Origin of the sequence: Aeromonas sanarellii, from assembly GCF_000820085.1 — a bacterium.
Lineage (GTDB): Bacteria > Pseudomonadota > Gammaproteobacteria > Enterobacterales > Aeromonadaceae > Aeromonas > Aeromonas sanarellii.
The window spans coordinates 1-26,260 of record NZ_CDBN01000071.1 but is presented as its reverse complement, the minus strand read 5'-3'; the positions used below and the strand labels follow the sequence as shown (position 1 = coordinate 26,260).

The 26,260-nt window shown below is 66.0% G+C and carries 23 protein-coding genes; 12 read left to right on the top strand and 11 right to left on the bottom strand.

All coding sequences use genetic code 11. The annotated features are described in order from the left end of the window. Positions 1 to 125 precede the first annotated feature (125 nt). The gene (locus tag BN1132_RS13480) at positions 126 to 734 is read left to right on the top strand and encodes a thiol:disulfide interchange protein DsbA/DsbL (protein WP_042078204.1); all 609 of its coding nucleotides are present in this window, start codon (positions 126 to 128) and stop codon (positions 732 to 734) included. 82 nt (positions 735 to 816) lie between these two features. Here the strand turns inward: BN1132_RS13480 and BN1132_RS13475 are convergent, their stop codons facing one another. From BN1132_RS13475 to BN1132_RS13455, 5 genes are all read right to left on the bottom strand, one after another. Beyond that, positions 817 to 2,364 (bottom strand): PhnE/PtxC family ABC transporter permease, encoded by a 1,548-nt coding sequence (locus tag BN1132_RS13475; RefSeq protein WP_052447026.1) that lies wholly within the window; start codon positions 2,362 to 2,364, stop codon positions 817 to 819. Then, positions 2,352 to 3,113 carry an ATP-binding cassette domain-containing protein gene (locus BN1132_RS13470; protein ID WP_042078203.1) on the bottom strand — a complete coding sequence of 254 codons (762 nt, stop codon included), beginning with the start codon at positions 3,111 to 3,113 and terminating at the stop codon, positions 2,352 to 2,354. Before BN1132_RS13470 ends, BN1132_RS13475 begins: the two co-directional genes overlap by 13 nt. Further along, positions 3,110 to 3,955: a putative selenate ABC transporter substrate-binding protein gene (locus tag BN1132_RS13465; protein WP_042078202.1), complete on the bottom strand. Its 846-nt coding sequence runs from the start codon at positions 3,953 to 3,955 to the stop codon at positions 3,110 to 3,112. The genes BN1132_RS13470 and BN1132_RS13465 overlap by 4 nt, the downstream gene beginning before the upstream one ends. Before the next feature lie 122 nt (positions 3,956 to 4,077). Then, positions 4,078 to 5,256 (bottom strand): nicotinate phosphoribosyltransferase, encoded by a 1,179-nt coding sequence (pncB, locus tag BN1132_RS13460; RefSeq protein WP_042078200.1) that lies wholly within the window; start codon positions 5,254 to 5,256, stop codon positions 4,078 to 4,080. A gap of 101 nt (positions 5,257 to 5,357) precedes the next feature. After that, positions 5,358 to 5,993, bottom strand: coding sequence for a nicotinamidase (locus BN1132_RS13455; RefSeq protein WP_042078199.1), 636 nt, complete (start codon positions 5,991 to 5,993; stop codon positions 5,358 to 5,360). Between the two features lie 74 nt (positions 5,994 to 6,067). On the opposite strand from BN1132_RS13455, the gene BN1132_RS13450 reads away from it, so the two are divergent. Both BN1132_RS13450 and BN1132_RS13445 read left to right on the top strand, forming a co-directional pair. Continuing rightward, positions 6,068 to 6,718, top strand: coding sequence for an NUDIX hydrolase (locus BN1132_RS13450; protein ID WP_042078198.1), 651 nt, complete (start codon positions 6,068 to 6,070; stop codon positions 6,716 to 6,718). An 11-nt stretch (positions 6,719 to 6,729) separates the two neighbouring features. Continuing rightward, a complete protein-coding gene (locus BN1132_RS13445) occupies positions 6,730 to 7,203 on the top strand; it encodes a 2-thiouracil desulfurase family protein (RefSeq protein WP_422613983.1) in 474 nt (157 codons plus the stop codon). Here BN1132_RS13445 and BN1132_RS13440 read toward each other — a convergent pair. The 3 genes from BN1132_RS13440 to BN1132_RS13430 form a co-directional block, all read right to left on the bottom strand. Continuing rightward, positions 7,146 to 8,093 (bottom strand): acyltransferase, encoded by a 948-nt coding sequence (locus tag BN1132_RS13440; RefSeq protein WP_042078195.1) that lies wholly within the window; start codon positions 8,091 to 8,093, stop codon positions 7,146 to 7,148. The two genes, BN1132_RS13445 and BN1132_RS13440, sit on opposite strands and share 58 nt — an antisense overlap. A 7-nt stretch (positions 8,094 to 8,100) precedes the next feature. Beyond that, on the bottom strand, positions 8,101 to 9,000 hold the full coding sequence (locus BN1132_RS13435; protein ID WP_042078194.1) for an acyltransferase: 900 nt from the start codon (positions 8,998 to 9,000) through the stop codon (positions 8,101 to 8,103). 120 nt (positions 9,001 to 9,120) lie between these two features. Next, complete coding sequence (locus BN1132_RS13430; RefSeq protein WP_042078193.1) at positions 9,121 to 10,638, bottom strand: YifB family Mg chelatase-like AAA ATPase; 1,518 nt, start codon at positions 10,636 to 10,638, stop codon at positions 9,121 to 9,123. Positions 10,639 to 11,022: 384 nt separating this feature from the next. On the opposite strand from BN1132_RS13430, the gene ilvG reads away from it, so the two are divergent. The 6 genes from ilvG to ompA all read left to right on the top strand — a co-directional run bounded on the left by ilvG (position 11,023) and on the right by ompA (position 18,841). Further along, positions 11,023 to 12,669 carry an acetolactate synthase 2 catalytic subunit gene (ilvG, locus tag BN1132_RS13425; RefSeq protein WP_042078192.1) on the top strand — a complete coding sequence of 549 codons (1,647 nt, stop codon included), beginning with the start codon at positions 11,023 to 11,025 and terminating at the stop codon, positions 12,667 to 12,669. Continuing rightward, entirely contained in the window at positions 12,666 to 12,929 is a 264-nt protein-coding gene (gene ilvM / locus BN1132_RS13420) for an acetolactate synthase 2 small subunit (protein WP_042078191.1), read from the top strand. The genes ilvG and ilvM overlap by 4 nt, the downstream gene beginning before the upstream one ends. Positions 12,930 to 12,941: 12 nt before the next feature. Then, on the top strand, positions 12,942 to 13,874 hold the full coding sequence (locus BN1132_RS13415; protein ID WP_042078190.1) for a branched-chain amino acid transaminase: 933 nt from the start codon (positions 12,942 to 12,944) through the stop codon (positions 13,872 to 13,874). A 146-nt stretch (positions 13,875 to 14,020) separates the two neighbouring features. After that, a complete protein-coding gene (gene ilvD / locus BN1132_RS13410) occupies positions 14,021 to 15,862 on the top strand; it encodes a dihydroxy-acid dehydratase (RefSeq protein ID WP_042078188.1) in 1,842 nt (613 codons plus the stop codon). Positions 15,863 to 15,927: 65 nt separating this feature from the next. Next, positions 15,928 to 17,460, top strand: coding sequence for a threonine ammonia-lyase, biosynthetic (gene ilvA, locus BN1132_RS13405; RefSeq protein ID WP_042078187.1), 1,533 nt, complete (start codon positions 15,928 to 15,930; stop codon positions 17,458 to 17,460). 253 nt (positions 17,461 to 17,713) lie between these two features. Continuing rightward, the gene (gene ompA / locus BN1132_RS13400) at positions 17,714 to 18,841 is read left to right on the top strand and encodes a porin OmpA (protein ID WP_042078186.1); all 1,128 of its coding nucleotides are present in this window, start codon (positions 17,714 to 17,716) and stop codon (positions 18,839 to 18,841) included. A 156-nt stretch (positions 18,842 to 18,997) separates the two neighbouring features. Here ompA and priA read toward each other — a convergent pair whose 3' ends face one another. Beyond that, positions 18,998 to 21,205: a primosomal protein N' gene (priA, locus tag BN1132_RS13395; protein ID WP_042078185.1), complete on the bottom strand. Its 2,208-nt coding sequence runs from the start codon at positions 21,203 to 21,205 to the stop codon at positions 18,998 to 19,000. Between the two features lie 147 nt (positions 21,206 to 21,352). Here priA and rpmE point away from each other — a divergent pair, with 147 nt between their 5' ends. The 3 genes from rpmE to BN1132_RS13380 all read left to right on the top strand — a co-directional run bounded on the left by rpmE (position 21,353) and on the right by BN1132_RS13380 (position 24,554). Next, the gene (gene rpmE / locus BN1132_RS13390; protein ID WP_042078184.1) at positions 21,353 to 21,568 is read left to right on the top strand and encodes a 50S ribosomal protein L31; all 216 of its coding nucleotides are present in this window, start codon (positions 21,353 to 21,355) and stop codon (positions 21,566 to 21,568) included. Between the two features lie 116 nt (positions 21,569 to 21,684). Next, complete coding sequence (locus tag BN1132_RS13385; protein WP_042078183.1) at positions 21,685 to 23,118, top strand: DUF2867 domain-containing protein; 1,434 nt, start codon at positions 21,685 to 21,687, stop codon at positions 23,116 to 23,118. 179 nt (positions 23,119 to 23,297) lie between these two features. Beyond that, the gene (locus BN1132_RS13380) at positions 23,298 to 24,554 is read left to right on the top strand and encodes a malic enzyme-like NAD(P)-binding protein (RefSeq protein ID WP_042078182.1); all 1,257 of its coding nucleotides are present in this window, start codon (positions 23,298 to 23,300) and stop codon (positions 24,552 to 24,554) included. A gap of 83 nt (positions 24,555 to 24,637) precedes the next feature. Here the strand turns inward: BN1132_RS13380 and BN1132_RS19685 are convergent, their stop codons facing one another. Together BN1132_RS19685 and rstB are read right to left on the bottom strand one after the other, a co-directional pair. Then, positions 24,638 to 24,814: a hypothetical protein gene (locus BN1132_RS19685; RefSeq protein ID WP_167335715.1), complete on the bottom strand. Its 177-nt coding sequence runs from the start codon at positions 24,812 to 24,814 to the stop codon at positions 24,638 to 24,640. A 54-nt stretch (positions 24,815 to 24,868) separates the two neighbouring features. Next, positions 24,869 to 26,194, bottom strand: coding sequence for a two-component system sensor histidine kinase RstB (gene rstB, locus BN1132_RS13375; RefSeq protein ID WP_042078181.1), 1,326 nt, complete (start codon positions 26,192 to 26,194; stop codon positions 24,869 to 24,871). Between the last annotated feature and the right edge of the window lie 66 nt (positions 26,195 to 26,260).

Genomic DNA, 26,260 nt, shown 5'->3' with positions numbered 1-26,260 from the left:
CCGGGGGAGGCATGCCAGCCTCCCCCGGCTGCCTTTGCCATTGACGGCACGAGGGTGACGCAATAGGCTTGGACTGCTTCGGTTCGCCGGGCGTGCCTCACAGTGATCCCTTAACAGGAAACGTCATGAAAAAAATCCTATTTTTCCTCGCCGCCATGCTGATGATCCCCATGGTTCACGCCGCCCCGCAATTCAAGGAAGGCGTCAACTATGACGTGGTCACCCAGACCGGCAGCGCCCAGCCGGAAGTACTGGAGTTCTTCTCCTACTACTGCCCGCACTGCGCCAAGTTCGAGCCGATCGCCGAAGATCTGAAGAAGAGCCTGCCCGAAGGCGTGCCCCTGAAGAAGAACCCGGTGGCCTTCCTGGGCCGCGAGATGGGTCCGGAGATGCAGCGTGCCTACGCCGTCGCCAACCTGCTGAACGTGGAGGCCAAGCTGACCCCGGCCATCTTCGACAAGATCCACACCCAGCGTCAGATCCCCCAGAGCCGTGCCGACGTGAAGCAGATCTTCGTGGACAACGGCGTGCCGGCCGAGGAGTTTGACGGCGCCGTCGACAGCTTCGCCGTCTCCGGCATGGTCTCCCAGTTCGATCGCAACACCGAGACTTACAACGTGCGCGGCGTGCCGGCCTTCCTGGTCAACGGCAAGTACATGGTGAAGATTGAATCCATCACCTCCCAGGAACAGTTCAACCAGCTGGTGCAGTTCCTGCTGGCGAAGAAAGACTGATCCAGACTGACCTCGTGAAAAAAGCCCGCCGGTGCAAACCGGCGGGCTTTTTGTTTATCGGGCCCATGACGACGGGAGGGGCTCAGATCTGGCAATCCCGCTGGGTGGGGGCCGGGCGTGGCAGACGGGTACGGCGGCTGAGGGCCTCCGCCAGCCAGACCAGCAGCAGTATGGCCAGCAGCAGGGTGGCCGCCTGATCGTAGCGGAACAGGCTTAAGGAGACATAGAGCTGCTGCCCCAGCCCGCCGGCCCCGACCACCCCGAGGATGGTGGCGGCGCGCAGGTTCATCTCGCCGCGATAGAGGCTGTAGGCCAGCCACTGGCGTGACACCAGGGGAAACAGCCCGTACCAGAAGCTGGCCACGGCGCCGGCGCCGCTCAGTTGCAGGGCGAGGCGGGGGGCGGGGTCCGCATTCTCCAGGGTCTCCACGAACAGCCTGGCCAGCACGCCGGTGGTGTGCAGGGTGAGCGCCAGTATGCCCGCCACCGGCCCCAGCCCGACCGCGATCACCAGCAGGCTGGCGAAGATGAGCTCGGGCACGGATCGCAGCAGGTTGAACAGCAGCCGCAGCGGCCAGCAGTGGCGCGCGAGGCAGGCCAGCGGCAGGGCCAGCAGGGCGCTGAAGAGGGTGCTCAGCAGCGCCATCTGCACCGTATCGAGCAGGCCTGTGCCCACAGCCTTGAGGAAGGGCCATGACCAGTCCGGTCGCAGAAACTCCCCCACGAAGGCGCCCAGGCCGTCCAGGGAGAAGCTCAACATGCGCCAGTCGAGCCGATAGAGGGCCAGGACCCCGGCCAGCCCCAGGCAGATCAGCAACAGCAGGCCGGGGGAGCGGCTGTGGCGCAGCCAGGCGCTGAGGCCGTCCGCCAGGGTCACCAGCAGGATGAAGGCCAGCAGCAGGGTCACCACCTCGCCGCCGGCAAACATGCGCAGGGAGAGCTCGAGCTGCTGGCCGAGCCCGCCCGCCCCGACGAAGCCCATGATGACGGAGGCGCGCAGGGCGCACTCCCAGCGATAGACGGTGTAGGAGAGCAGCTCCTGGCGCACCGCGGGCAGCACGCCATACCAGAGCGCCTGCAGCCGGCCGCTGCCGCCGAGCAGCAGGGCGCGGGCCGGTTGCAGGGCGCCGCTCTCCATGATCTCGTTGTAGACCTTGGCCAGCATGCCGCCGTAGCTGACGGCGATGGCCAGGATGGCGGCGAGCGGTCCGAGCCCCGACAGGCGCACGAACAGCAGCGCCCAGATGAGCTCGGGCAGGCTGCGCAGCAGGATGGCGACGAGGCGCGAGAGGGCCCGCAAGGCGCCGCGCAGGGGGCTGGGAACCGGCCCCAGCTCGGCGAGCGACAGGGCGCGGGAACCGAGCAGGGCGAACGGCACGCCGAGCAGCAGGGCGCCCGCCAGCCCCAGGGTCGCCACCGCCAGGCTCTCCAGGGTCGCGGTCAGGGTCAGGGCGAGAAAGTCCTGATCAAAACGGGGCGGCCAGCTGGTGGCGAGGAAGTTGCCCATCTGCCGCCAGCTCTGGCCATCGAACAGGCCGAGCCAGCCGTCGGCCTGCTGCCACAGGCTGTAGCCGATGAGCAGCAGCAACCAGGGCAGGGGATGACGCCAGTGGAGGGTCAGACCAAACACGCTGCCGCCTCGTCGTCACCGGCGTAGAGCTCGGCCAGCATGGCCGGGGTGACGGCCGCCGCCGGGCAGTCGAACTGCACCCGCCCCTCCCGCAGGCCGATGATGCGGGGGAAGCGGTCGAGGGCCAGCTCGACTGCGTGCAGGTTGGCGACGAGGGTGCTGCCCCGGGCGCGGGCCTGGGCCAGCAGGGCATCCAGGCTGCTCTGGGCGAGCACGGGATCGAGGGCGGAGACAGGCTCGTCCGCCAGGATCAGGTCCGGCTGCTGGTAGAGCACCCGGGCGATGCCGACCCGTTGCAGCTGGCCGCCGGAGAGCTCGCCGCAGCACTGCTGCCACTTGTCGGCGAGGCCGAGGCGGGCCAGCTCGGCCCGAGCACCGCCGGGATCCCGGGGGCGCAGCAAGGAGATCAGGGAGCGGCCGAGGGACCACTGGCCGAGGCGGCCGGCCAGCACGGCGGTCACCACCGGCTGGGAGGCGGGCAGCGGAGGCTGCTGCCAGATCATGCCGATCCGGCTGCGCAGCCGCTGGCGGGCCCGGGTGGAGAGGGTCCAGGGATCCTGGCCCCAGAGGGTGAGCTCGCCCTCGCCGCGCAGCTCGGTGGCGATCAGCCGCAGCAGGCTGGTCTTGCCCGCGCCGCTCGGCCCGATGACGGCCACGCACTCCCCTGCGGCTATCTGCAGATGAAGCGGGTGCAGGATGCGGCCATGCCCGAGCCGCAATCCTTTCCCGTCCAGCGCGACGGCGATCACTTCAGCAGGCCGGCCTGGGTCGCGGCGGCTTCGATGCCCTGGTAGTTCTCGGGCCTGGTCTCGATGAAGCGGCTGGCCCGTTGCAGCTTGAGGATCTCGGCCTGGGCGGGCACCGCTGGATCCAGGCTGAGGAAGGCCTGTTTGATCTTCTCCTGAAGGGCCGGATCCAGATCGCCGCGCACCGTCCAGTTGTAGTCAAAGTAGGTCGGCGTGGTCCAGATCACCTTGACCCTGGCGGTATCGACCTTGCCCTCTTCCACGAGCTTCTCCCACACCGAGGCGTTGAGCGCGCCGGCCGGCACCTTGCCGGAAGCGACCCAGGCGACGGTGGCGTCGTGGGCGCCGGAGAAGGCGACGTGGGCGAAGTCACGCTCCGGGTTGATGCCCTGCTCGGCCAGGAAGTGGCGCGGCATCAGGTGACCCGAGGTGGAGGAGGGGGAACCGAACGCGAAGTCCTTGCCCCTGGTGTCGGCCAGGGTCTTGATGCCGCTGTCGACGTTGGCGATGAACTTGGACGTGAACTGGGCGTCTTCCTGGCGCTGCACCAGGGGTACCACCTTGTCGGCACGGCGATGGGCCTGCACATAGGTGAAGCCCCCGAGCCAGGCCATGTCCAGCTTGCCGGCGGCCAGCGCCTCGACCACTGCGGCGTAGTCGTTGACAGGCACGAACACCACCTCGCGGCCCGTCTTCTCGGCCAGGTAGTCACCCAGGGGGGCAAACTTGCGCTGCAGTTCGGTGGGGGCCTCGTCCGGGATGGCGGAGACCCGCAGCGGCTCGGCGGCGACGGCGCCCAGGCTGGCGAACAGAGTAGTGAGGGCGAGTATCCATTTACGGGTCATGTCGGGTTCCTTTCTGGTCTGTCATTCGGACAATAAACAGGCCCGACGGCGGTCGGACCTGGCAAGAGGGTCATGGTAGGTGGGCTCGGGCCGCGGGGGCAAGATGTCCCCGCAAAAAGGGGCTAGACCCCGACGTGGAACGCCTGCTTGAGGTTGCGGATGAAGTCTGCGTCCCGGCACAGGGTCTTGCCCGGGCTGTCGGAGATCTTGGCGACCGGGCCGCCGTTGCACTCCATCAGCTTGAAGACGATGTTCATGGGGGTGACGCCCGGCAGATCGCAGGTGAGCTTGGTGCCGATGCCGAAGCTGGTGTTGATGCGGCCACGGAAGTGGCGGAACAGTTGGACCGCCTTGTCGAGATCCAGGCCATCCGAGAACACCAGCGTCTTGGTGGCGGGATCGATGCCGAGGCGCTGGTAGTGGCTGATGGCCTTCTCCCCCCACACCACGGGGTCGCCGGAGTCGTGGCGCAGCCCCTGGTAGCGGCTGGCCAGCTCGAAGTCGAAGTCGCGCAGGAAGGCATCCATGGTGATGCAGTCGGTGAGCGCGATGCCGAGGTGATTGGTGAATTCATCCAGCCAGCTGGTGAGGGCGGCGCGCTGGCTGAGCTCCAGCGGGAAGCCGAGCTGCTGATGGGCCTGGAACCACTCGTGGGCCTGGGTGCCCACCGCCGGCAGCCGGTACTTGCGTGCCAGCTGGTAGTTGCTGGTGCCGCGAAACGCCGGCAGCCGCTCCTGGAGGCGGCCCACCACGGCATCCTGCACCGCGTGGGAGAAGCGGCGGCGGGTGCCGAAGTCGATGAGGTTGAACTCCTGCATCTCCGCCGGGCTCAGCTCCCGCTCCAGCTTGTCGAGCTTCTGGTCGAGTCGCGCCAGCGCCTGGCTCACCCCGAACTGAGGGTAGCGGAAGCGGTTGCGCATCTCGCTGATGATGGCGAGCACCGGGATCTCCCACAGGATGACGTCCTGCCAGGGCCCCTCGACCCGCACATTGATGCGCCCATCCCGCTCGAACACCTTGAGCAATGAGGCATCCAGCGGCTTGCGGCGCAGGTGATCCAGATAGTCGGCGGTGAAGAAGGGGCGTTCGGCCAGGAAATCGAGTTCGGAGCGGGTCAGGCGCAGGGAGCCGGCGAGGCGCAACTGCTCCTCGATCTGGCCCATCATGGGCAGCAGGTCTTCCTCGTTGCGGCTGTGGAATTCGGCCACCACCTCGGCATCCGGGTAGCGGTGGAACACCGCCTGCTGCATGTGCAGCTTGTAGGCGTCGGTGTCGAGCAGGCTGTGGAGGATGGGAGGCATGTCAGGCTCCTCGCAGGCGGGAGCGAACAGTGTCGTTCCCCTGCTGCATGGGTAAGGTGCGGGCGTCGGTATCGAGCAGGCTGTAGAGGATGGGGGGCATATCAGGCGTCCAGCAGGCGTTGTACATCGGCCAGGGTCTGGGCCAGCTCGGCACCGGCCTCGATCATCTGGGTGCGGGCCTGGGCCACCGTCCCGGGGGCGATGCCGCGGCAGGCATCGAGGTGGACGATCACCCTAAAACCGGCGCGGCGCAGCTGCAGCACGCTGGTCTTGACGCAGTAGTCGGTGGCCAGGCCGCCCACCAGCACAGTCGCGACGTTGCGGGCCTGCAGGAACTCGATGAGCCCGGTGCTGCGCCGCTCGGCGAGATCGTGGTAGCAGGCGCCATAGGGATGCAGATCAGGCTCGACCCCCTTCCAGACGAAGAAGTCGTAATCGATGGGGGCGGGCAGGCCGTCCAGCAGCTCGAACCCCGGGGTGCCCGGCACGCAATGGGCCGGCCAGGTGAGATCGGCATTCGCCAGCGCAAGGGGTTGCAGCATGGCGGCCGGCTCGCTCACCACCCAGGCGGCGTTCACGGGGTGGGCATCCTTGCTGCCGATCCGCAGGCTGGCGAGGGTAGCCTGAGCGTTGAGGGCGGCCACTATCTCGTCCCCGCTCGCGACGGGCAGTTCATTCGGGCAGAGGGGGCTGAACCCCTTCTGCGCATCAATATCCAGGCTGGCGACGATTCCCATGGACGGCTCCTTCACATAGTATTCTTGTGATATTATCTACCAAACATTATTAGAAGGCGAGCAGGTCGACCAGGATGCCGAGAATGAGTCTGGATATGGTGGTGCTGCGGTTGCGCGAGGAGCGGCTCGAACTGCTCCTCGAGACCCGGGATCGCCCCCCCTTTGCCCACTGCTGGCAACTGCCGGCCCTGCGCATCGACGAGACCCGGGACCGGGATCTGGATGCCGCCCGCCACCGATTGCTGGCGCAGTGGGGACTGGAGCAGTGCTACAGCGAGCAGGTCTGTACCCTGGGCAACCTGGAGCGGGATCCCAGGGGATGGTCCACCACGCTCGTTTATCTGTGCCTGGCGGAGCCAGAGGCAGGGGCCGTGCGCGGCTGCTGGCACCCGCTTGCCGACCTGCCCGGCCTGGATCTCGCCTTCGATCACGGCCAGCTGGTCGCCATGGGGCTGGAGCGGCTGCGCATCAAGAGCCGCTACAGCACCTTGCCGTTGCACTTGCTGGGGGCCGAGTTCACCCTCTCCGAGGTGCAGCGGGCGTTCGAGATCGTCCTGCAGACCCCCATGAACACGGCCGCCTTTCGCAAGCGGATCCACCGTGCCGAGATCCTGGTGGACACCGGTCGCAAGCGCACCGGCAAGCAGCGCCCCGCCATCCTCTACCGGCTGGAGAGCCCCTGCTGTGTGATGTTCGATCAGGTGATGAACGGAGCGGAAGCATGAAGGATGTCTGCATGCACAAGGTGCTGGTGAGCGCGTGCTTGCTGGGTCAGCCGGTGCGCTACGACGGCCGGAGCAAGGGGATTGTCAGCGACTGGCTGAAGGCCCTCGGTGCCGAGGGGCGGGTGCTGGCCTTCTGCCCTGAGGTGGCGGGCGGTCTGCCGACACCGCGTCCACCCGCCGAGCGGCAGGGGGAGAGGGTCGTGACCGAGGGTGGGCTGGATGTGACGGCGGAGTTCGATCGGGGTGCCCTGCTGGCGCTCGAGCTCTGCCAGGCCCAGGGCATCCGCTTCGCCCTGCTGAAAGAAGGGAGCCCCTCCTGTGGCAGCGGCCGCATCTACAACGGCTGCTTCGAGGGGCAATCCGTGGCGGGCGAGGGCAAGACCACGGCCCTGCTGCGCCGCCACAGCATCGCCGTGTTCAGCGAGGATCAGCTGCCCGAGCTGGCGTCGGCGCTCTCCTTGGCGGTCAACGCCGCGGGCGCCTGAGCCTGCTGCCAGCCTTCCAGCACCTCGTCCTTCTCCTGCCAGCGCAGGTTCAGCCACTCCTGGAAGCCGCGCTTGAACTGCTTGTCGTTGAAGTAATCCCCCACCAGCTGCTCGTCCACCGGCAGCTCCTCGATCCGCACCCGAATGCGCTTCATCCGCCCCATCAGGAAGTCCTTGAAGGGGGTCTCGGGGTTGTCCGGGTAGCTGATGGTGACGTTGATCAGGCTGTCGAACTGATCGCCCATGGCCGCCAGGGTGAAGGCGAGCCCCGCCGCCTTGGGGGGCATCAGGTGGCGAAAGCGGGATCGGGAGGTGTCGCGCTTCGCCTCGGTGAAGCGGGTGCCCTCCACGAAGTTGATGACGGTGGTGGGGATATGGCGAAACTTCTCGCAGGCGTTGCGGGTGGTCTCGATGTCCTTGCCCCGCAGGTGCGGGTTGCGCAGCAGAAACTCTCTCGAATAGCGGCGCATAAAGGGCATGTCGAGCCCCCAGCAGGCGAGCCCCAGCAGCGGGATGTAGATGAGCTCGTGCTTCATGAAGAACTTGGGCACTGGCAGCCGGTCGCGGAAGAGATGGCCCAGCACGACGATGTCGGTCCAGCTCAGGTGGTTGCTGATGATGAGATACCAGCCATCCTTGCGCAGCCGGGTGTCGTCCTCCACCTGCCAGTCGATGCGGGTGGTGAGGCGGATCACCAGGGCGTTGCAGCAGAGCCACAGGCGCATGAAACGGTTGTTGAGGCGGCTGCAGGCGCGACCGAAGGCCGGCACGGGGAGCAGCAGCTTGGCCAGGGACACCAGCAGGATCAGGCTGGCGCACAGGGCGGTAAACAATATGGTCAGGCCGGTACTGATGAGCAGCACCAGGGGGCCGGGGAGCAGGCTTAGCATGAGTGTCTTACTGCGTCTTGTCCGCCAGCAGTTGGCCCAGGGTCTGGTCTTTCTCGCACCAGATCCCGTTCAGCCACTGCTGAAACTCTTGTTGGAATTCGGGGTCATTGAAGTAATCCCCCACCAGATTGCGTTCGATCGGCAGAAAGCGGACCCGAACCTTGATCTCCCTCACTCGACCGCACATGAAGTCCCAGTAGCTGGGGATGCCGCCCGGATAGGCGATGGTCACATCCACCAGTTTGTGCAGTTGATCGCCCATGGCCGCCAGGGTGAAGGCGACGCCACCCGCCCTCGGGTGCAGCAGGTGACGATAGGGGGCGCCCTGTTTGTCGTGCTTGCTGGCGGTGAAGCGGGTGCCCTCGACGAAATTCATCACGCTCACCGGAATGTGGCGGAATTTGGCACAGGCCTTTCGCGTGGTCTCTATGTCTTTTCCCTTCAGATGCGGGTGTTTTTCCAGAAATTTTCGGGAATAACGTCGCATGAAGGGGAAGTCGAGCGCCCACCAGGCCAGACCGAGAAAAGGTACCCAAATCAGTTCTTTCTTGAGGAAAAACTTCAGGAAGGGGATTTTCTGATTAAAAATCCGCTGCAGTACCAGTATGTCGACCCAGGATTGATGGTTGGCAATCACCATATACCACTCATTCCGGCGCCCTTTGTCCACTCCGACCACCTCGAAAGGGGTTCTGATGATGGTTTTCTGGATCAGGTTGTTGAAACCAATCCAGCAGCCGGCGCAGCCATCCAGCAGCGCGTTGCACAGGGTGCGCCACCCCTTGATGGGCAGCAGCAGCTTGATGAGGCCAAGCAGCAGGACGGGGGCAAACCAGAACAGGGTGTTGAGAAAATAGAGCAGGGTCGAGAGGCTGCCGCGCAGTCGCTCTATCAGCTTGTTGGGCATGGTGGAATCCGTTTTCGTGTCGGTGGATGGCAACCAAGTGGTCAGATCAGTGGCCATAATATCAGCCGAGGCACGACTAGACCATGGAAGGCATCCCGGTGGCGGGGTTGGTTGCGTTGCTTACTGGCCGCTGCGCAGGCGCGACAGCAGCCGGTCCATGGCCCGGTAACCGAGCGCCTCGATGAGATGCTCCCGCTCGATGGTGGGCCGCCCTGCGAGATCGGCGATGGTGCGCGACACCCGCAGGATCCGGTGCCAGGCCCGGATGCTGAGCCCCAGCTTCTGGATGGCGTTCTCCAGAAATTCGGCATCCTGCGATGATAAGCGGCAAATTTCTTCGATTTCACGGCTGTCTAGCAGGTTGTTGAGCTTGCCGTTGCGGGCCAGCATCCGCTCGCGCGCCCTCAGCACCCGTTCGCGGATCTGACCGCTCGACTCCCCCCGCTGTGCCTTGCCGGTCAGGCTCCCCTTGGGCAGCAGCGGCACCTCCACCGTCAGGTCGAACCGGTCGAGGAAGGGGCCTGAGAGCTTGCCGAGGTAGCGCAGGATCTGGTCCGGACTGGAGCGGGTCTGGCCGTCGCCATAGTGGCCGCAGGGGCTGGGGTTCATGGCCCCCACCAGCTGGAAGCGGGCGGGAAAGTCCACCTGGCGGGCGGCGCGGCTGATGGTGATGTGGCCCGTCTCCAGCGGTTCGCGCAGGGAGTCGAGCACCTTGCGCTCGAACTCGGGCAGTTCGTCCAGAAACAGCACGCCGTTGTGGGCCAGGGATATTTCGCCGGGACGAGGGTGACTGCCACCGCCCACCAGGGCTACCGCCGAGGCGCTGTGGTGCGGCGTACGAAAGGGTCTGTGGTGCCAGTGACCGGCCCGCGGGGTGAGGCCGCCGATGGAGTGGATGGCGGCGGTCTGCTGCGCCTCCTGTTCGCTCAGCGGCGGCAGAATGCCGGGCAGCCGGCTCGCCAGCATGCTCTTGCCGGTACCGGGCGGGCCGATGAACAGCAGGTTGTGGCTGCCGGCGGCGGCGATCTCCAGCGCCCGCTTGGCCTGGGACTGGCCGATCACGTCCTGCAGATCCGGCACATCGGGCGGCGTCTCCGTGCTCTGGGGCTCCGGCAACGGGAGCTCGTACTGGCCCGCCAGCCAGGCGGTGACCGCCAGCAGCTGGTGGGCGGTGCGCACCTCGGCATCCTGAATAAGCGAAGCCTCGGGGCCGTTCTCCTGCGGCACCAGCAGGGTGCGGCCCGCGTCGCGGCAGGCGAGCACCGAGGGGAGCACCCCGAGTACGGGACGGATCTCGCCGGTCAGGGCCAGCTCCCCCAAAAATTCGTGATCAAGCAGGTATTTTGCCGGTATCTGCTTGGAAGCGGCGAGAATGCCGATGGCGATGGCCAGATCGAAACGGCCCCCCTCCTTGGGCAGGTCGGCGGGGGCCAGGTTGACCGTGATGTGCTTGGCCGGGAACTCGAAGTTGCCGTTGAGCAGGGCGCTGCGCACCCGATCCCGCGACTCTTTCACCGAGGTTTCCGGCAGCCCCACCATGTTGAAGGCGGGCAGACCGTTGGAGAGGTGCACCTCCACCGTGACTTGCGGCGCCGTGATCCCCAGGCTGGCACGGCTATAAACCACAGCTAATGACATAAATCCCGTCCTTGGTTTGATGTACGTGCTGGTTAACCGTTTTTTAATAGTTTTTTGTTCCAACTGGCGCGTTCTGACTCAGTCAAATTCAGAGTCTTGTCAGGCAAAAAACGCTTGCCCAATAAAAATCACCGTGCTAGTTCTAATAGCCATTCGCGGCAAGCTCCGCCCCTATTTCACAGGATTTCCGGTTGTAACTATGAACATGGCCTCCCGTTTCGTCAGCATTATCGTGGTCCTAGTGGTGATTATTATCTCACCGCTCGGGGCTCGTTTGGCTGCACGGAACAAGGGATAGACCCACCACCGGACAGAACGAAACAAGCGACCCCCGAGCCTCAAGGCCCGGGGGTTTTTTTTCGACCAAAGGACAGGATTTTCCACATGAACGGCGCGCAGTTTTTGGTACAGGCTCTCAAGAAACAGGGGGTGACCCAGGTGTTTGGTTACCCGGGCGGGGCCATCATGCCGGTCTACGACGCCCTGTATGACGGCGGTCTGGCCCATCAGCTCTGCCGCCATGAGCAGGGGGCCGCCATGGCGGCTGTAGGTTATGCCCGCGCCTCCGGTCAGGTGGGGGTCTGCATCGCCACCTCCGGCCCCGGCGCCACCAACCTGGTGACCGGTCTCGCGGAGGCGCTGCTGGATTCCGTGCCCCTGGTGGCCATCAGCGGCCAGGTGCCCTGTGCCGCCGTCGGGACAGATGCGTTTCAGGAGGTCGACGTGCTCGGCCTGTCCCTCTCCTGCACCAAGCACTCCTTCATGGTGACGGACGTGGCGGATCTGCCTCAGGTGATTGCCGAGGCCTTCGCCATCGCCAGCGAGGGGCGCCCTGGCCCGGTGCTGATCGACCTGCCCAAGGATGTGCAACTGGCCGCCGTTCCCTCCCAGAGCCCGCTGTTTGCGGTGGATGAGCCCGAGCCCCTCAACCCGGCCGATCTGAAGGTCGCCCGCATCCTGTTGGCCGCCGCCGAGCGCCCCGTGCTCTACGTCGGTGGCGGGGTGGGGATGGCGAATGCCGAGAGCCAGCTGCGCGAATTTGCCGCCGCGACCGGCATGCCGGCGGTCACTACACTCAAGGGGATAGGGGCGCTCGACCCCGACAGTCCCGTCTATCTCGGCATGCTCGGCATGCACGGCACCAAGGCCGCCAATCTCGCGGTGCAGCAGTGCGACCTGCTGCTGGTGGTGGGCGCCCGTTTCGACGACCGGGTGACCGGCAAGCTGGAGGAGTTCGCCCCGGAGGCCAAGGTGATCCACCTGGACGTGGATGCCGCCGAGTTCGGCAAGCGCCGTGCCGCCGAGGTGGGTATCACCCAGGATCTCAAACAGGTGCTGCCGCGCCTCGCCATGTCCCTCTCCATCGACCCCTGGCGTGAATACTGCGCCGCCATGGCCCGGGAATATGCCTTCCGCTACGACCATCCCGGCCAGGCCATCTACGCCCCGGCCCTGCTCAAGCAGCTGTCGAGCCTGCTACCAGAGACCAGCGTGGTGGCCTGCGACGTGGGTCAGCACCAGATGTGGGTGGCCCAGCACATGCGCTTCACCAGCCCGCGCAACCACCTCTCCAGCGCCGGCCTCGGCACCATGGGTTTCGGTCTGCCCGCCGCCATCGGCGCCAAGATGTCGCGCCCGGATGACGAGGTGGTGCTGGTGAGCGGGGACGGCTCCTTCATGATGAACGTGCAGGAGCTCGGCACCATCCGCCGTGCCCAGCTCAAGGTGAAGATGGTGCTGCTGGACAATCAGCGCCTCGGCATGGTGCGTCAGTGGCAGGAGCTGTTCTTCGACGGTCGCTACAGCGAGACCAATTTGTCCGACAACCCCGACTTCATCGCCCTGGCCGCCGCCTTCGGCATCCCGGGCGAGACCATCACATGCAAGGAGCAGATAGCCGGCGCCCTCGATCGCCTGCTGGCAAGCGAGAGTGCCTACCTGCTGCATGTGGCTATTTCAGAGGAAGAAAACGTCTGGCCCCTGGTTCCACCGGGAGTCGCCAACCACAAGATGATGGAGCAACGCCCATGAGTCAGCACAGTCAGCACCAGCACACCTTGCATATCCATGCCCAGCCCAGACCCGAAGTGATGGAGCGGGTGCTGCGGGTGGTCCGCCACCGCGGCTTCGCCCTCAATGCCCTGCACATGGAGCAGGATTGCCAACAGCTGCGGATCACGGTTACTGTCGAGTCGGTGCGTCCCATCCAGCAGTTGTGGAGCCAGCTGAACAAGCTGGTGGACGTCTCCCGGGTCGATGCACTGGAACAGCCATCCCGGATCAGCGCTTAAGGAGCCAAGCCAATGTCACAGCCTTCCCACCCTCAATACATCTGGTTCAACGGCAAGCTGGTGCCCTGGCAGGATGCCCAGGTGCACGTGATGAGCCACGCCCTGCACTACGGCTCCTCCGTGTTCGAGGGGGTGCGCGCCTACGACACCCCCAGGGGCACCTGCATCTTCCGCCTACAGGAGCACACCCGTCGCCTGTTCGACTCCGCCAGGATCTACTGGATGGACGTCCCCTACAGCGAGGCCGAAGTGAATGAAGCCTGCCGCACCGTGGTGCGCGAGAACGGCCTCAAGAGCGGCTATCTGCGCCCGCTGGCCTTTGTCGGCAACGTGGGGCTGGGGCTGCATCCACCGCTGGATGCCAAGGCAGACCTCATGGTCGCGGCCCTGCCCTGGGGCGCCTATCTCGGTGAAGAGGGGCTGAAAAACGGGGTGGATGTGTGCGTCACCTCCTGGAACCGGCTCGCCCCCAACACTATCCCCACTGGCGCCAAGGCGGGCGGCAACTACCTCTCTTCCCAGCTCATCAGCCGCGAGGCCAAGCGCAACGGCTTCGCCGAGGGGCTGGCGCTGGACGTGAACGGCTACCTGAGCGAAGGGGCGGGGGAGAACCTGTTCCTGGTGAAGAACGGCGTGCTGTTCACCCCGCCTGCCACCGCCGCCATCCTGCCCGGCATCACCCGCGACACCATCATGACGCTGGCCCGCGATCTGGGTTATGAGGTGCGCGAGCAGGCGCTGCCCCGCGAGGCGCTCTACGTCGCGGACGAGATCTTCATGACCGGCACGGCCGCCGAGGTGACCCCGGTGCGCTCGGTGGATCGGATGCAGGTGGGCGCTGGTTGCCGTGGCCCGGTGACCGAACAGCTGCAGAACGCCTTCTTCGGCCTGTTCAACGGCAAGACCGAAGACAAGTGGGGTTGGCTGACCCCCGTCAACGACTGATGAGAGCGGGGAGGCGTCACGCCTCCCCGAGTCGCTTCCGGTGAAGGCTCCCCGAGGTGCCTTCACCAGGATCGATTCCCGATCCGCGAATCACACATTCATGTTGAAAGACAATGCGCCCCAGGGGCATTCAGGGAGTAGAGACAATGCCGAAGTTGAGATCCGCCACCACCACCCACGGACGTAACATGGCCGGGGCCCGCGCCCTCTGGCGTGCCACCGGCATGACCGATCAGGATTTCGGCAAGCCCATTATCGCCGTGGTCAATTCCTTCACCCAGTTCGTGCCCGGCCACGTCCATCTCAAGGATCTCGGCCAGCTGGTCGCCCGGGAGATCGAGGCGGCCGGCGGCGTCGCCAAGGAGTTCAACACCATCGCCGTGGATGACGGCATCGCCATGGGCCACGGTGGCATGCTCTATTCCCTGCCGTCCCGCGAACTCATCGCCGACTCGGTGGAGTACATGGTCAACGCCCACTGCGCCGACGCCATGGTCTGCATCTCCAACTGCGACAAGATCACCCCGGGGATGCTGATGGCGGCCCTGCGCATCAACATCCCGGTGATCTTCGTCTCCGGCGGCCCCATGGAGGCGGGCAAGACCAAGCTCTCCGACCAGATCATCAAGCTGGATCTGGTGGACGCCATGATCCAGGGCGCCGACCCCAAGGTCTCCGATGCCCAGAGCGATCAGATCGAGCGCAGCGCCTGCCCCACTTGCGGCTCCTGCTCCGGCATGTTCACTGCCAACTCCATGAACTGCCTGACCGAGGCGCTCGGTCTCTCCCAGCCGGGCAACGGCTCCCTGCTGGCGACCCACGCGGATCGCGAGCAGCTGTTCAAGCTGGCGGGCCAGCGCATCGTCACCCTGGCCAAGCGCTGGTATGAGCAGGACGATGCCTCGGCGTTGCCGCGCAATATCGCCACCAAGGCGGCGTTCGAGAACGCCATGGCGCTGGATATCGCCATGGGGGGGTCCACCAACACCGTGCTGCACCTGCTGGCGGCGGCCCAGGAGGCGGGTGTCGACTTCACCATGGCCGACATCGACCGCATGTCCCGCAAGGTGCCCCAGCTGTGCAAGGTGGCGCCCTCCACCCAGAAATACCACATGGAGGACGTGCACCGCGCCGGCGGCGTGGTCGCCATCCTGGGCCAGCTGGAGAAGGCGGGCCTGGTGCACGGGGATGCCCGCAATGTGCTCGGCACCTCGCTCAGCGAGCTGCTTGAGGCGTACGACGTGAGCCGCTGCGATGACAAGGCGGTGCACGACTTCTACCGCGCCGGCCCGGCCGGGATCCGCACCACCAAGGCGTTCAGCCAGGATTGCCGCTGGCCCGAGCTGGATCTGGACAGAGCGGAAGGCTGCATCCGCTCCTTCGACAACGCCTACAGCCAGGAGGGGGGCCTCGCCGTGCTCGCCGGCAACCTGGCGCTGAACGGCGCCATCGTCAAGACCGCCGGGGTGGATGAGGAGAACCTCCGCTTCCGTGGCCCGGCCCGGGTGTTCGAGAGCCAGGAGAGCGCGGTGAGCGGCATCCTGGACGGCACGGTGAAAGCCGGTGAGGTGGTGGTGATCCGCTACGAAGGGCCGAAAGGGGGCCCGGGCATGCAGGAGATGCTCTACCCCACCACCTATCTCAAGTCGATGGGATTGGGCAAGGCGTGCGCCCTGATCACCGACGGCCGCTTCTCCGGCGGTACCTCGGGTCTCTCCATCGGCCACGTCTCGCCGGAGGCGGCCTCCGGCGGCACCATAGGCCTGGTGGAGGATGGCGACATCATCAACATCGACATCCCGGCCCGCAGCATGGTGCTGGAGGTGGCCGACAGCGTGCTGGCCGCCCGTCGCGTGGCCGTCGAGGCGCGTGGCTGGAAGCCGCTGGATCGCCAGCGCGAGGTCTCGTTCGCCCTGCGTGCCTACGCCATGTTCGCCACCAGTGCCGACAAGGGTGCGGTGCGCGATCGTACCCTGCTGGGGGAGTGAAGATGATGACCAGTCATGATGTGGGCGCATTGCGAGCCCTTCGCCACGAGACGGAGGAATAAACCATGGTCTCTGCGGCGGATTATCTGCGCAAGGTGCTGCTCTCCCCCGTCTACGAGGCGGCGCGGGTCACCCCCCTGCAAACCCTGAAAAAGCTCTCCGAGCGGCTCGGCAATCACGTCAGCCTGAAGCGGGAGGACCTGCAACCGGTTCACTCCTTCAAGCTGCGCGGCGCCTACCACAAGATCGCCACCCTGACCCAGGAGCAGAAGGCGCGCGGCGTGGTGGCGGCCTCGGCGGGCAACCACGCCCAGGGGGTCGCCCTGTCGGCGGCCAAGCTCGGTATCAAGGCGATCATAGTGATGCCCAAGACCACGCCGGACATCAAGATCGACGCGGTGCGCCGTCAGGGCGGCAACGTGCTGCTGTTTGGCAACAGCTTCGACGAGGCCTATGGCGAGAGCCGCCGCCTCGCCGAGAGCGAGGGCTATACCCTGATCCCGCCGTTTGACGACGTCGAGGTGATCGCGGGTCAGGGCACCATCGGCAAGGAGCTGCTGGAGCAGGATACCCACCTCACCCATGTCTTCGTGCCGGTGGGGGGCGGCGGTCTGGCCGCCGGGGTGGCGGTCTACATCAAGCAGTTGCTGCCGGACGTCAAGGTGATCGGGGTGGAGGCGGAGGGCTCCGCCTGCCTCAAGGCCGCGCTGGCGGCCGGCGAGCCGGTCAACCTGGAGCGGGTCTCCCTGTTTGCGGATGGGGTGGCGGTCAAGCGCATCGGCGAGGAGACCTTCCGCCTGTGCAACCAGTATCTGGACGAGGTGGTGACCGTCTCCAACGACCAGATCTGCGCCGCGCTGAAAGACATCTTCGACGACTGCCGCGCCATCGCCGAGCCGTCGGGGGCCCTGTCCCTGGCCGGCCTCAAGGCCTATAGCGAGCGGGAGCAGGTGAAGGGCGGGCGGATGGCGGCCATTCTGTCGGGCGCCAACGTCAACTTCCACAGCCTGCGCTACGTGTCGGAGCGCTGCGAGATAGGCGAGAAGCGCGAGGGCATGCTGGCGGTGACCATCCCCGAGCGCAAGGGGGCCTTCCTCGACTTCTGCCGTCAGCTCGGGCCCCGCATGGTGACCGAGTTCAACTACCGCTACGCCGATGCCGAGCAGGCGTCGCTGTTCGTCTCGGTGCGCCTCACCGGCGGTGACGAGGAGCTCGGCCAGATCATCGATCAGCTCGGCGGTAACGGCTATCCGGTGGTCAACATGACCGAGAGCGAGCTGGCCAAGAACCACGTGCGATACATGATTGGTGGCCGGCCTGCCCGGCCGCTCGGTGAGCGGCTCTACAGCTTCAAGTTCCCGGAGCAGCCGGGGGCCCTGATGCGCTTCCTCGAGACCCTGGGCTGCCGCTGGAACATCAGCCTGTTCCACTACCGCAACCACGGTGCCGACTATGGCCGGGTGCTCTGTGCCTTCGAGCTGCCGGACGAGGACGTGGCCGCCTTCCACGACTACCTGCACGAGATTGGCTACGGCTGGAAGGAGGTGAGCGACGATCCCGCCTACCGGTTGTTCCTGGCGAGCCAGGGCAGTCAGTGACGGCGGCTTGACGATCCGCGCTACGAGATGAGAAACGAAGAGCCCGGCTCTTCGTTTTTTTATGGGCGACGTTCCAACCCCCCATGATTGGGGGCACGGTGGTCGATAATGTCGCCAATATCACACTCCTGAGGCCCTGGTCGTTTGAGGCTGGTTGCAGATGGGATAATCTGAAGACGGGGCTTGGATTCGGGGCCCCGTCAGGGAAGAGAGGCGCAGTCGCGTCATAACAATTCATTGCAGGGGCTCATCCATGAACAGATCTATGCTCGCCGTCCTGATCGGCGCTCTGATGGCAACGGGGACGGTGCAGGCTGCCGCCCAGGACAACACCTGGTACGCCGGTGGCAAGGCCGGCTGGTCCAGTTTTTACGGGGTGGATTACGACGATCAGGTCAAGGATCTGCTCGATACCTATGATCCGGACAAGGATCACAGCGACCTGGGCCTGGGGCTCTTCGCCGGTTATCAGGTCAACCGGAACGTGGCGATCGAGCTGGGTTACGACTGGCTCGGCAAGTACCAGGTGGATCAGCGCTTCTCGGGCAACGGTGTCGATGCGGGTCTGAATGGGGAAGCCAAGGCCCAGATGATCCAGGCCACCATGAAGATCGGCTTCCCGGCGACCACGGCGCTGGACATCTATGGTCGGCTGGGGGGCGCCTACGCCTGGACGGAGAGCACCATAGATGCCTGGGCCAACGACGGCACCACCAATCTCACCGAGTCGGGTGGGGGCAAGTACCACGGTGCCGCCTTCGTGGGGGCCTTGGGGGTGGAATACGCCATCGACAAGGACTGGGCCGCCCGCCTCGAATACCAGTACACCACGCCGCTCGGCAAGACCTCGCTGGATGAGTCCGGCATAGAGATGGACAACGGCCTGCTGTCGGTCGGCATGCTCTATCGTTTCGGCCAGATAGGCGACGAGCCGGTGGCGCCGACCCCCGCGCCCGAGCCTGCGCCCGCCCCGGCTCCCGTGCTGGTGGAGAAGCAGTTCAACCTGGATTCCGACGTGCTGTTCGAGTTCAACAAGGCGACCCTGAAGCCCGAAGCCAGCCAGGCCCTGGACAACCTGTTTGCCCAGATCCTGGCCGCCAATCCCAAGGACGGGGTGGCGACCGTGATCGGCCACACCGATCGCATCGGCTCGGAGGCCTACAACCAGTCCCTCTCCGAGCAGCGGGCCCGTACCGTGGCGGATTATCTCATCGCCAAGGGGCTGTTTGCCGACAAGGTACGCGCCGAGGGGCGGGGCGAGTCTTCCCCGGTGACGGGGGGCAGTTGCCCGGATGGCGCCAAGGCGCAGATGATCGCCTGCCTGGCCCCGGATCGCCGGGTCGAGGTGCGGCTGACCGGGGTGTCCCAGGTCGCCGAATAGGCCGGTGCCGTCATGGGGTAAAAATAACGAGGGGGCCAAGGCCCCCTCGTTGCGTTCTGGCTCCCCCCTCATCCCCAACCCTTCTCCCGCGAGGGGAGAAGGGAGCAGGGACGTAGGTTCGATTAGCGAAGCGTAATCGGATCAGCGCAGCGACCCTCAATTCAACTCCGTGGGGTCTATATCCAGGCTCCAGCGCACCTTCTTGGTCTCGGGCCAGGCCTCCAGCTCCTTCACCGCCCAGTCCAGCAGCTGGGCCAGCGGTGCACGGCTCGGTCCCTGCACCAGCAACTGCATGCGAAACTTCCCCGCCTTGCGCTCCATGAAGCCGCTGATGGGCCCCAGCACCTGCACCTGGGGATAGCGGGCGCTGCGCAGGGTATCGGCGAGGCGAGCGAGGAACAGCTGCACCTCGTCCCGGCCATTGGCCTCGGCCCGAAACAGTCCCTGATGGCTGAACGGCGGCAGCCCCAGCAGGCGGCGCTCTTGCAGCGCCGTGTCGGCGAAATGGCCATAGCCGTTCTGGGTCAGATCCTGCAGCAGGGCATGCTCCGGGTGGTGGCTCTGCAGCACCACCAGCCCGGGTTTGCTGGCCCGGCCTGCCCGGCCCGCCACCTGGGTGTAGAGCTGGGCCAGCTTCTCGGCTGCCCGAAAATCGGCGCTGAACAGGGCGCCATCCACATCCAGCAGACCCACCAGGGTCACATCCGGGAAGTGGTGGCCCTTGGCCAGCATCTGGGTGCCGATCAGGATCTTGTACTTGCCCGCCTTGATGTCGCCGAGATGGACTTCCAGCTCCCCCTTGCGGCGAGTGTTGTCCCGATCGATGCGCACCACGGGGTATTGCGGGAAGATAGTGGTGAGCAGCTGCTCCAGCTGCTCTGTGCCCACCCCGGAGCCGATGAGTTCGCTGCTGCCGCATTCGGGGCAGTGGTGGGGCAGGGGGCGCACGCTGTCGCAGTGATGGCAGTGCAGCCGCCGCCCGGCCTGGTGCCAGGTGTACCAGGCGTCGCAGCGTTCGCAGGCGGCGCTCCAGCCGCACTGATGGCAGATGAGGGCCGGCGCATAACCACGGCGGTTGAGAAACAGCATCACCTGGTTGCCGGCCGCCAGGTGTTCCGCCATCAGCTGCTCCAACTGGGGGGAAAGCCCGGCCTGCAGCCGCACGTTCTTGATGTCGAGGATCACCTGGCGGGCGGTCTGGGCGTTGCCGGCACGCCGGGTCAGGCTGAGGTGGTGATACTTGCCGGTGCGGGCGTTGTGCAGCGTCTCCAGCGACGGGGTGGCCGAGCCGAGCAGGATAGGGATGCCGGCGCGATGGGCCCGCATCACGGCGAGATCCCGCGCGTGGTAGCGAAAACCGTCCTGCTGCTTGAAGGAGCCGTCGTGCTCCTCGTCGATGATGATGATGCCGAGATCCTTGAACGGCGTGAACACCGCGGAGCGGGTGCCGATCAGGATGGCGGCGCCACCGTCGCGACAGGCCAGCCAGGCGTCGAGCCGCTCCCTGTCGTTCATGGCGGAGTTCATGGCCACCACGGGCACCTTGAAGCGGCGCCGGAAGCGGTTGATGGTCTGCGGAGTGAGGCCTATCTCGGGCACCATCACCAGGGCCTGCTTGCCCGCCTTGAGCAGGGGCTCGAGGATGCTCAGGTAAACCTCGGTCTTGCCGGAGCCTGTGATGCCGTCCAGCAGGAAGGCGCCGAACCTGTCGCTCTGGCTGGTGACGGCGGCCACCGCCAGCGCCTGCTCGCCGTTGAGGCGCAGACCCTCCCCCGGCTCGAAACGGGCGGCCCAGTCGCCGTCATGGCTCGGCTCCAGCGAACGCTTCTCCAGCAAGCCTTTCTTCTCCAGCGCGGTGAGGGCGGCGCCCTGGATCTCCTCCTGCTTGAGGGCGGATGGCGTCTGCGGTCCCTTGCGCAGCAGGGCGAGGGCCTGCTGCTGCTTGGCGGCCCGCTTGAGCTCGTTGAGGTCGATGGCCATGCCGGCCTCGGTGGCGAACCAGAACTCCAGCTCCCGATAGGCGGCGGGCTCCCCCTTGCGCACCAGCACCGGCAGGGCGTGGGGCAGCACCTCCCCCAGGGGGTGCTGGTAGTAGCAGGCGCTCCAGGCCATCAGCGCCAGGATGTCGGGCCCCAGCGCGGGGGCGCTGTCGAGTACGCGCTTGATGGGCTTGAGCTTGTTGCGCGGCACCTGACTCTCGGCCGGATGATCGACCACCAGGCCGACCAGGGTCTGGGGGCCGAACGGGATCTCGACCCGGCAGCCGGGGGCAGGCAAGGGCAGGGGGGAGAGATAGTCGAAATGACGGCGCAAGGGCACCGGCACTGCCACACGAACCAGATCAAGGGTTTGGGAAGAATTCACCAGGGATTGCCTATTTTTTCTGCGAAGCCACTTGCCTGATCTCAGGCGTTTCCTATATTATTCGCAGCCTTTGAAACTGTGTTCAACAATCGTGTGGTGTCCGACAAGAGATCGGATGGCGACACGGCCTGATAATTGAGGTTGTCCATGAAAGCTGGTATCCATCCTGACTACGTAGCCATCACCTGCAAGTGCTCTTGCGGTAACGTCATCAACACTTTCTCTACCATCGGTAAAGATCTGAACCTGGACGTGTGCTCCGAGTGCCACCCCTTCTACACCGGCAAGCAGAAAGAAGTTTCTAGCGGCGGCCGCGTAGACAAGTTCAACAAGCGTTTCGGTGGCTTGACCTCCAAGAAGTAATCTTGCTTCTGAAGAATTCTGAAAAAGGCGCCCATCGGGTGCCTTTTTTATTGCGCGGCATTCTGTAATTCCCCGCTTTGCCCTATGGTGTTGGCTCAACCAAGGGAGAAGAGCCGATGCGCACATGTCTGGTGATGGGGGCGGCCGGGTACATAGGATCCTACCTGGTGCCCCATCTGCAGGGTCTGGGGTACAGGGTCATCGCCGGGGCTCGCCACCCTTGCCGCCTGCCGGAGGGGGTGGCGTTTCGCCTCGCCGACAGCCTCAAGCCCATCACCCTGTTGCCCGCGCTGGCGGGGGTCGACACCGTCTTCTATCTGGTGCACGCCATGGGGGCGGGAGCCGGTTTTCACCGGCTGGAGCAGCAGGGGGTGAAGAACTTCGCCGCCGCCGCCCGCGCGGCCGGGGTGCGGCGCATCGTCTATCTCGGTGCCATCCAGCCCGACCCCTGCAACAGCCGCCACCTCAACTCCCGCCGTTACTGCGGCGAGCTGTTTCGGGAGGCCGGCGTGCCCACGGTGGAGCTGCGGGCCGGCATCATCATAGGTCCCGGATCGGCGGCGTTCGAGGTGATGCGGGATCTGGTGTTCAACCTGCCCATGATGGTGACGCCCAAATGGGTGCGATCCCGCACGCCCCCCATCGCCCTCTCCAACCTGCTGCACTATCTGGTCGGGCTGGTGGAAGCGGAAGGGGTGGATGGCCAGATCTTCAACGCCGCCGGCCCCGAGCTGCTCAGCTACCAGCAGCAGCTCCAGAAGTTCGCCGCCCATATCGGCAAGCGTTGCCCCATCATCCCGCTCCCCTTCCTGAGCCCGCGGCTCTCCGCCTGGTGGCTGCAGTTCGCCACCTCGGTGCCCCAGCCGGTGGCCAAGGCGCTGGTGGGCGGCCTCAAGCACGACATCCCGGCGGACGACGGCCCGCTGCGCGCCCTGCTGCCGCAAACCCTGCTCAGCTTCGACGAGGCGCTGACCGAGAGCCTGGCCCTGGAGCAGAGGCTCGGCGCTGAGCAGCAGGGAGAGGAGACGCCGCTCGGCCTGCGCTGGCGCCACCCCGAATATGGTTTCTACGATCGCACCGCCAGCGGCGAGGCAGACAGCCTCGCCTCCCCCGAGGTGGTGTGGCAGGTGCTGCAGCAGCTGGGGGGCGAGCAGCGCTACTTCTACATGAACGAGCTGTGGGTGGTACGGGAGTGGATGGATCACCTGATCGGCGGCCCGGCCCTGACCCGGGGGCGCACCAACCCGGATCGCTTCGTGAAGGGGGACATGCTGGACTCCTGGCAGATCCTCGGGGTGGACGAGGGGCGCAGGCTGGATCTGCTGTTCAACATGAAGGCCCCCGGCGTCGGGCGGCTGGAGTTCAACATCCAGCCGCTGGAGTCCGGCCTGACCCGGCTCAGGGTGACGGCCCACTGGCACCCGCAGGGGGCCTGGGGACTGGCCTACTGGCTCGCCATGCTGCCCTTCCACCTCTTCATCTTCCAGGGGATGACGGAGGCCATCGCCCGCCAGGCGGAGCAGAGGGCCGGCATACCCGTGATGGATTGAAACCATATCTATAACTAAATGGGTATTAATATTTGGTGTTACCTGCTGACAAACGCCTCATCAGTAGATCTGGACAATACTTTCTGCTGTGAAAGGGAGCGGGTTTTCTTTATGATCCCCAGCCCTCGCCCATCGGCGAGCCAATGCACCACTCATTCACTTCCGTATCGGGGTCCCCCATGTCCGATCAGCAGCACGATCTCCGCCAACAGGCACTCGACTACCATGCCCAGCCCGTGCCGGGCAAAATCGCCATCGCCCTCACCAAGCCCGCCGAGACCGCGCGGGATCTGGCGCTGGCCTACAGCCCGGGTGTCGCCGAGCCGGTGCGCGAGATCGCCGCCAACCCGGCCGATGCCTACCGTTACACCGGCAAGGGCAACCTGGTGGCCGTCATCTCCAACGGCACCGCCATCCTGGGGCTGGGCAACCTGGGGCCGCTGGCCTCCAAGCCGGTGATGGAGGGCAAGGCCCTGCTGTTCAAGCGCTTTGCCGGCATCGACGCCATCGACATCGAGGTGAAGCACGAGACCAGCGCCCAGTTCATCGACACTGTGGCCGCCATCGCCGACACCTTCGGCGGCATCAACCTGGAAGACATCAAGGCCCCCGAGTGCTTCGAGATTGAAGAGGCGCTGATCGCCCGCTGCGACATCCCGGTGTTCCATGATGACCAGCACGGTACCGCCATCGTCACCGCCGCCGGCCTGCTCAACGCCCTGGAAGTGCAGGGCAAGGTGATCGGCAGCAGCCGCATCGTCTGCATGGGCGCCGGCGCCGCCGCCACCGCCTGCATGGACCTGCTGATCAAGTGCGGGGCTGCGCCCGAGAATATCTTCATGCTGGACCGCCAGGGGGTGATCCACAGCGACCGCACCGATCTCAACCAGTACAAGCAGCGTTTCGCCAACGACACGCCCCTGCGTACCCTGATGGATGTCATCGACGGGGCTGACGTGTTCGTCGGCGTCTCCGGCCCGGACGTACTGCCCGCCGAGGCGGTGGCCCTGATGGCCCCCAACCCGGTGATCTTCGCCTGCTCCAACCCGGACCCCGAGATCAAGCCTGCCCTGGCTCACGCAGTGCGCGGGGATCTCATCATGGGGACGGGCCGTTCCGACTACCCGAACCAGATCAACAACGTGCTCTGCTTCCCCTTCATCTTCCGCGGTGCCCTCGACGCCCGTGCCAGCCGCATCAACGATGCCATGAAGATTGCGGCAGTGGAGGCGATCCGCGCCCTGGCCAGGGAGCCGGTGCCCGCCGAGGTGCTGACCGCCGCTGGCGTGAGTGAACTCGCCTTCGGCAAGGAGTACGTCATTCCCAAGCCCATGGACGCCCGCCTGCTGCCGCGGGTCGCCCGTGCCGTGGCACTGGCGGCGGTTGCCTCCGGGGTGGCCCGCATCGAACTGCCGGCGGACTATATGCTGGAGTGAACCTGAGCCGATGAGGGCAGGACAAGCGACAAGAGGGGCCCCGTGATGGGGCCCCTCTTCATTGCGGGAAGCTTGTGGCTGGATTACTTGGTCTTGGGAGCCACCTGGGCGGTCGGCGCCTTGGCGGCCTTGTGGTGCTTCTTCACGACCTTGGTCTGGGTCGCCTGGGGGGCGGCGGCCTTGGTCGGGGTGGCCGCCATGGTGAAGCCGGAGGTCAGGGCGAAGACGGCGGCCAGGCTCAGGGGGATCAGCTTGTTCATATTCCAGTTCCTCGTTCGGGTTGATGGCATGGAGCGTTTCTCCATGAGTTCATCCTAAGTCTGCCCCCGGTTTGCTTCAGTGAGGGAGTGGTGACGGTGTGTATCCAAATGTACGGGCAGGGTCAGGCAGAAACGGGCGCCGCTGGGGCTGGGCAGCAGCTGCACCTCGCCGCCGTGGTGGCGGGCAATGCTGCGCACTATGGCCAGCCCCAGGCCGGCGCCGCCGGTGCGCCTGTCCCGGCTCTGATCCAGCCGCACGAAGGGCTCGAAGATCTGGCCCGCCAGTGCGGGAGCTATGCCGGGCCCGTCGTCGGCCACCTCCAGCAGATAGTCGCCCCCCTGCCGCGCCATGCGCAGGGTCACCTGGCGGGTGGCGTGACGCAGGGCGTTGCCGATGAGGTTCTCCAGCGCCCGATCCAGCAAGCGGGTGTCGCCGCGCCAGGGCAGGGGAGCGGCGGGGGACTCGAGTTCGAGCCGGATCTCGGGGCGCAGCGCCTGCCAGTCGGCGAGGCGGCTGCCGGCCCAGTGGCCCAGCTCCAGTTCGCTGTACTGGAGCGGCAGCTCGGGGCGATCGAGCCTGGCGTAGGTGAGCATCTCCTCGATCAGGGCGTCCAGCGCGCCGAGGTCCCGCTCCAGCCCCTGCTGCTCCTCTGCCGAGGGGGCCCGCTCCAGCATGGCGAGCCGGTATCTCAGCCGTACCAGGGGAGTGCGCAGCTCGTGGGCGATGGCGTCGGTCAGCTGCTTGCGGCTGGCCAGCATGGCCTGCAACTGCTCGGCCATCTGATCGAAGGTGCGACCGACCCGGCCCAGGCTGCTGCCCGCAGGCAGGTCGGTGCGGCAGGAGAGATCCCCGTCGCCGACCCGGCGGGCGGTCTGCTCCAGCCGCTGCAGGCCGCGCCAGTGGGGGCGCAGCCAGAGCAGGATGGGCAGGCCCAGCGAGAGACCGATGAGCAGCAGCAGCCCCACGTCCACCCAGCGCAGCTCGTGCAGGTAGGAGAGGTAGGGGACGGGGCCGACGATCAGCACCCGGTCCGTGCCCGGGATGCGCTGCAGGAAGGTGTCGTCCTCCTCGACGATGACGATGTTGCCCGCCGCGAGGAAGGCCCGATCCTCGCGGGCGAGGGGCTGGCTGGCGAGGGGACCAACCTGCAGCGGCAGGTTGAGCTGGCGGCTCTGCTCCGCCGTGCGGGCGGGCCAGCGCGCCGGTGGCAGCCGGGCCAGCTCGCCGGTGAGCAGGCCGAGTGAGCCTTGCATCATCCGCTCCAGGTAGCGATCCCCCGCCCGCTCGGCGCTGACCTGATAGACCAGGCCGATGAGCAGGATGGCCAGGGCGAAGCAGCCCATCAGCAGCAGGTAGAACTGGATAAACAGGCGTCGCATCGGGGGCTCTCCTCTTGCCTGGATTGCGTCGGGCATTGCCTTGTTGCCCCTCATCCCCAACCCTTC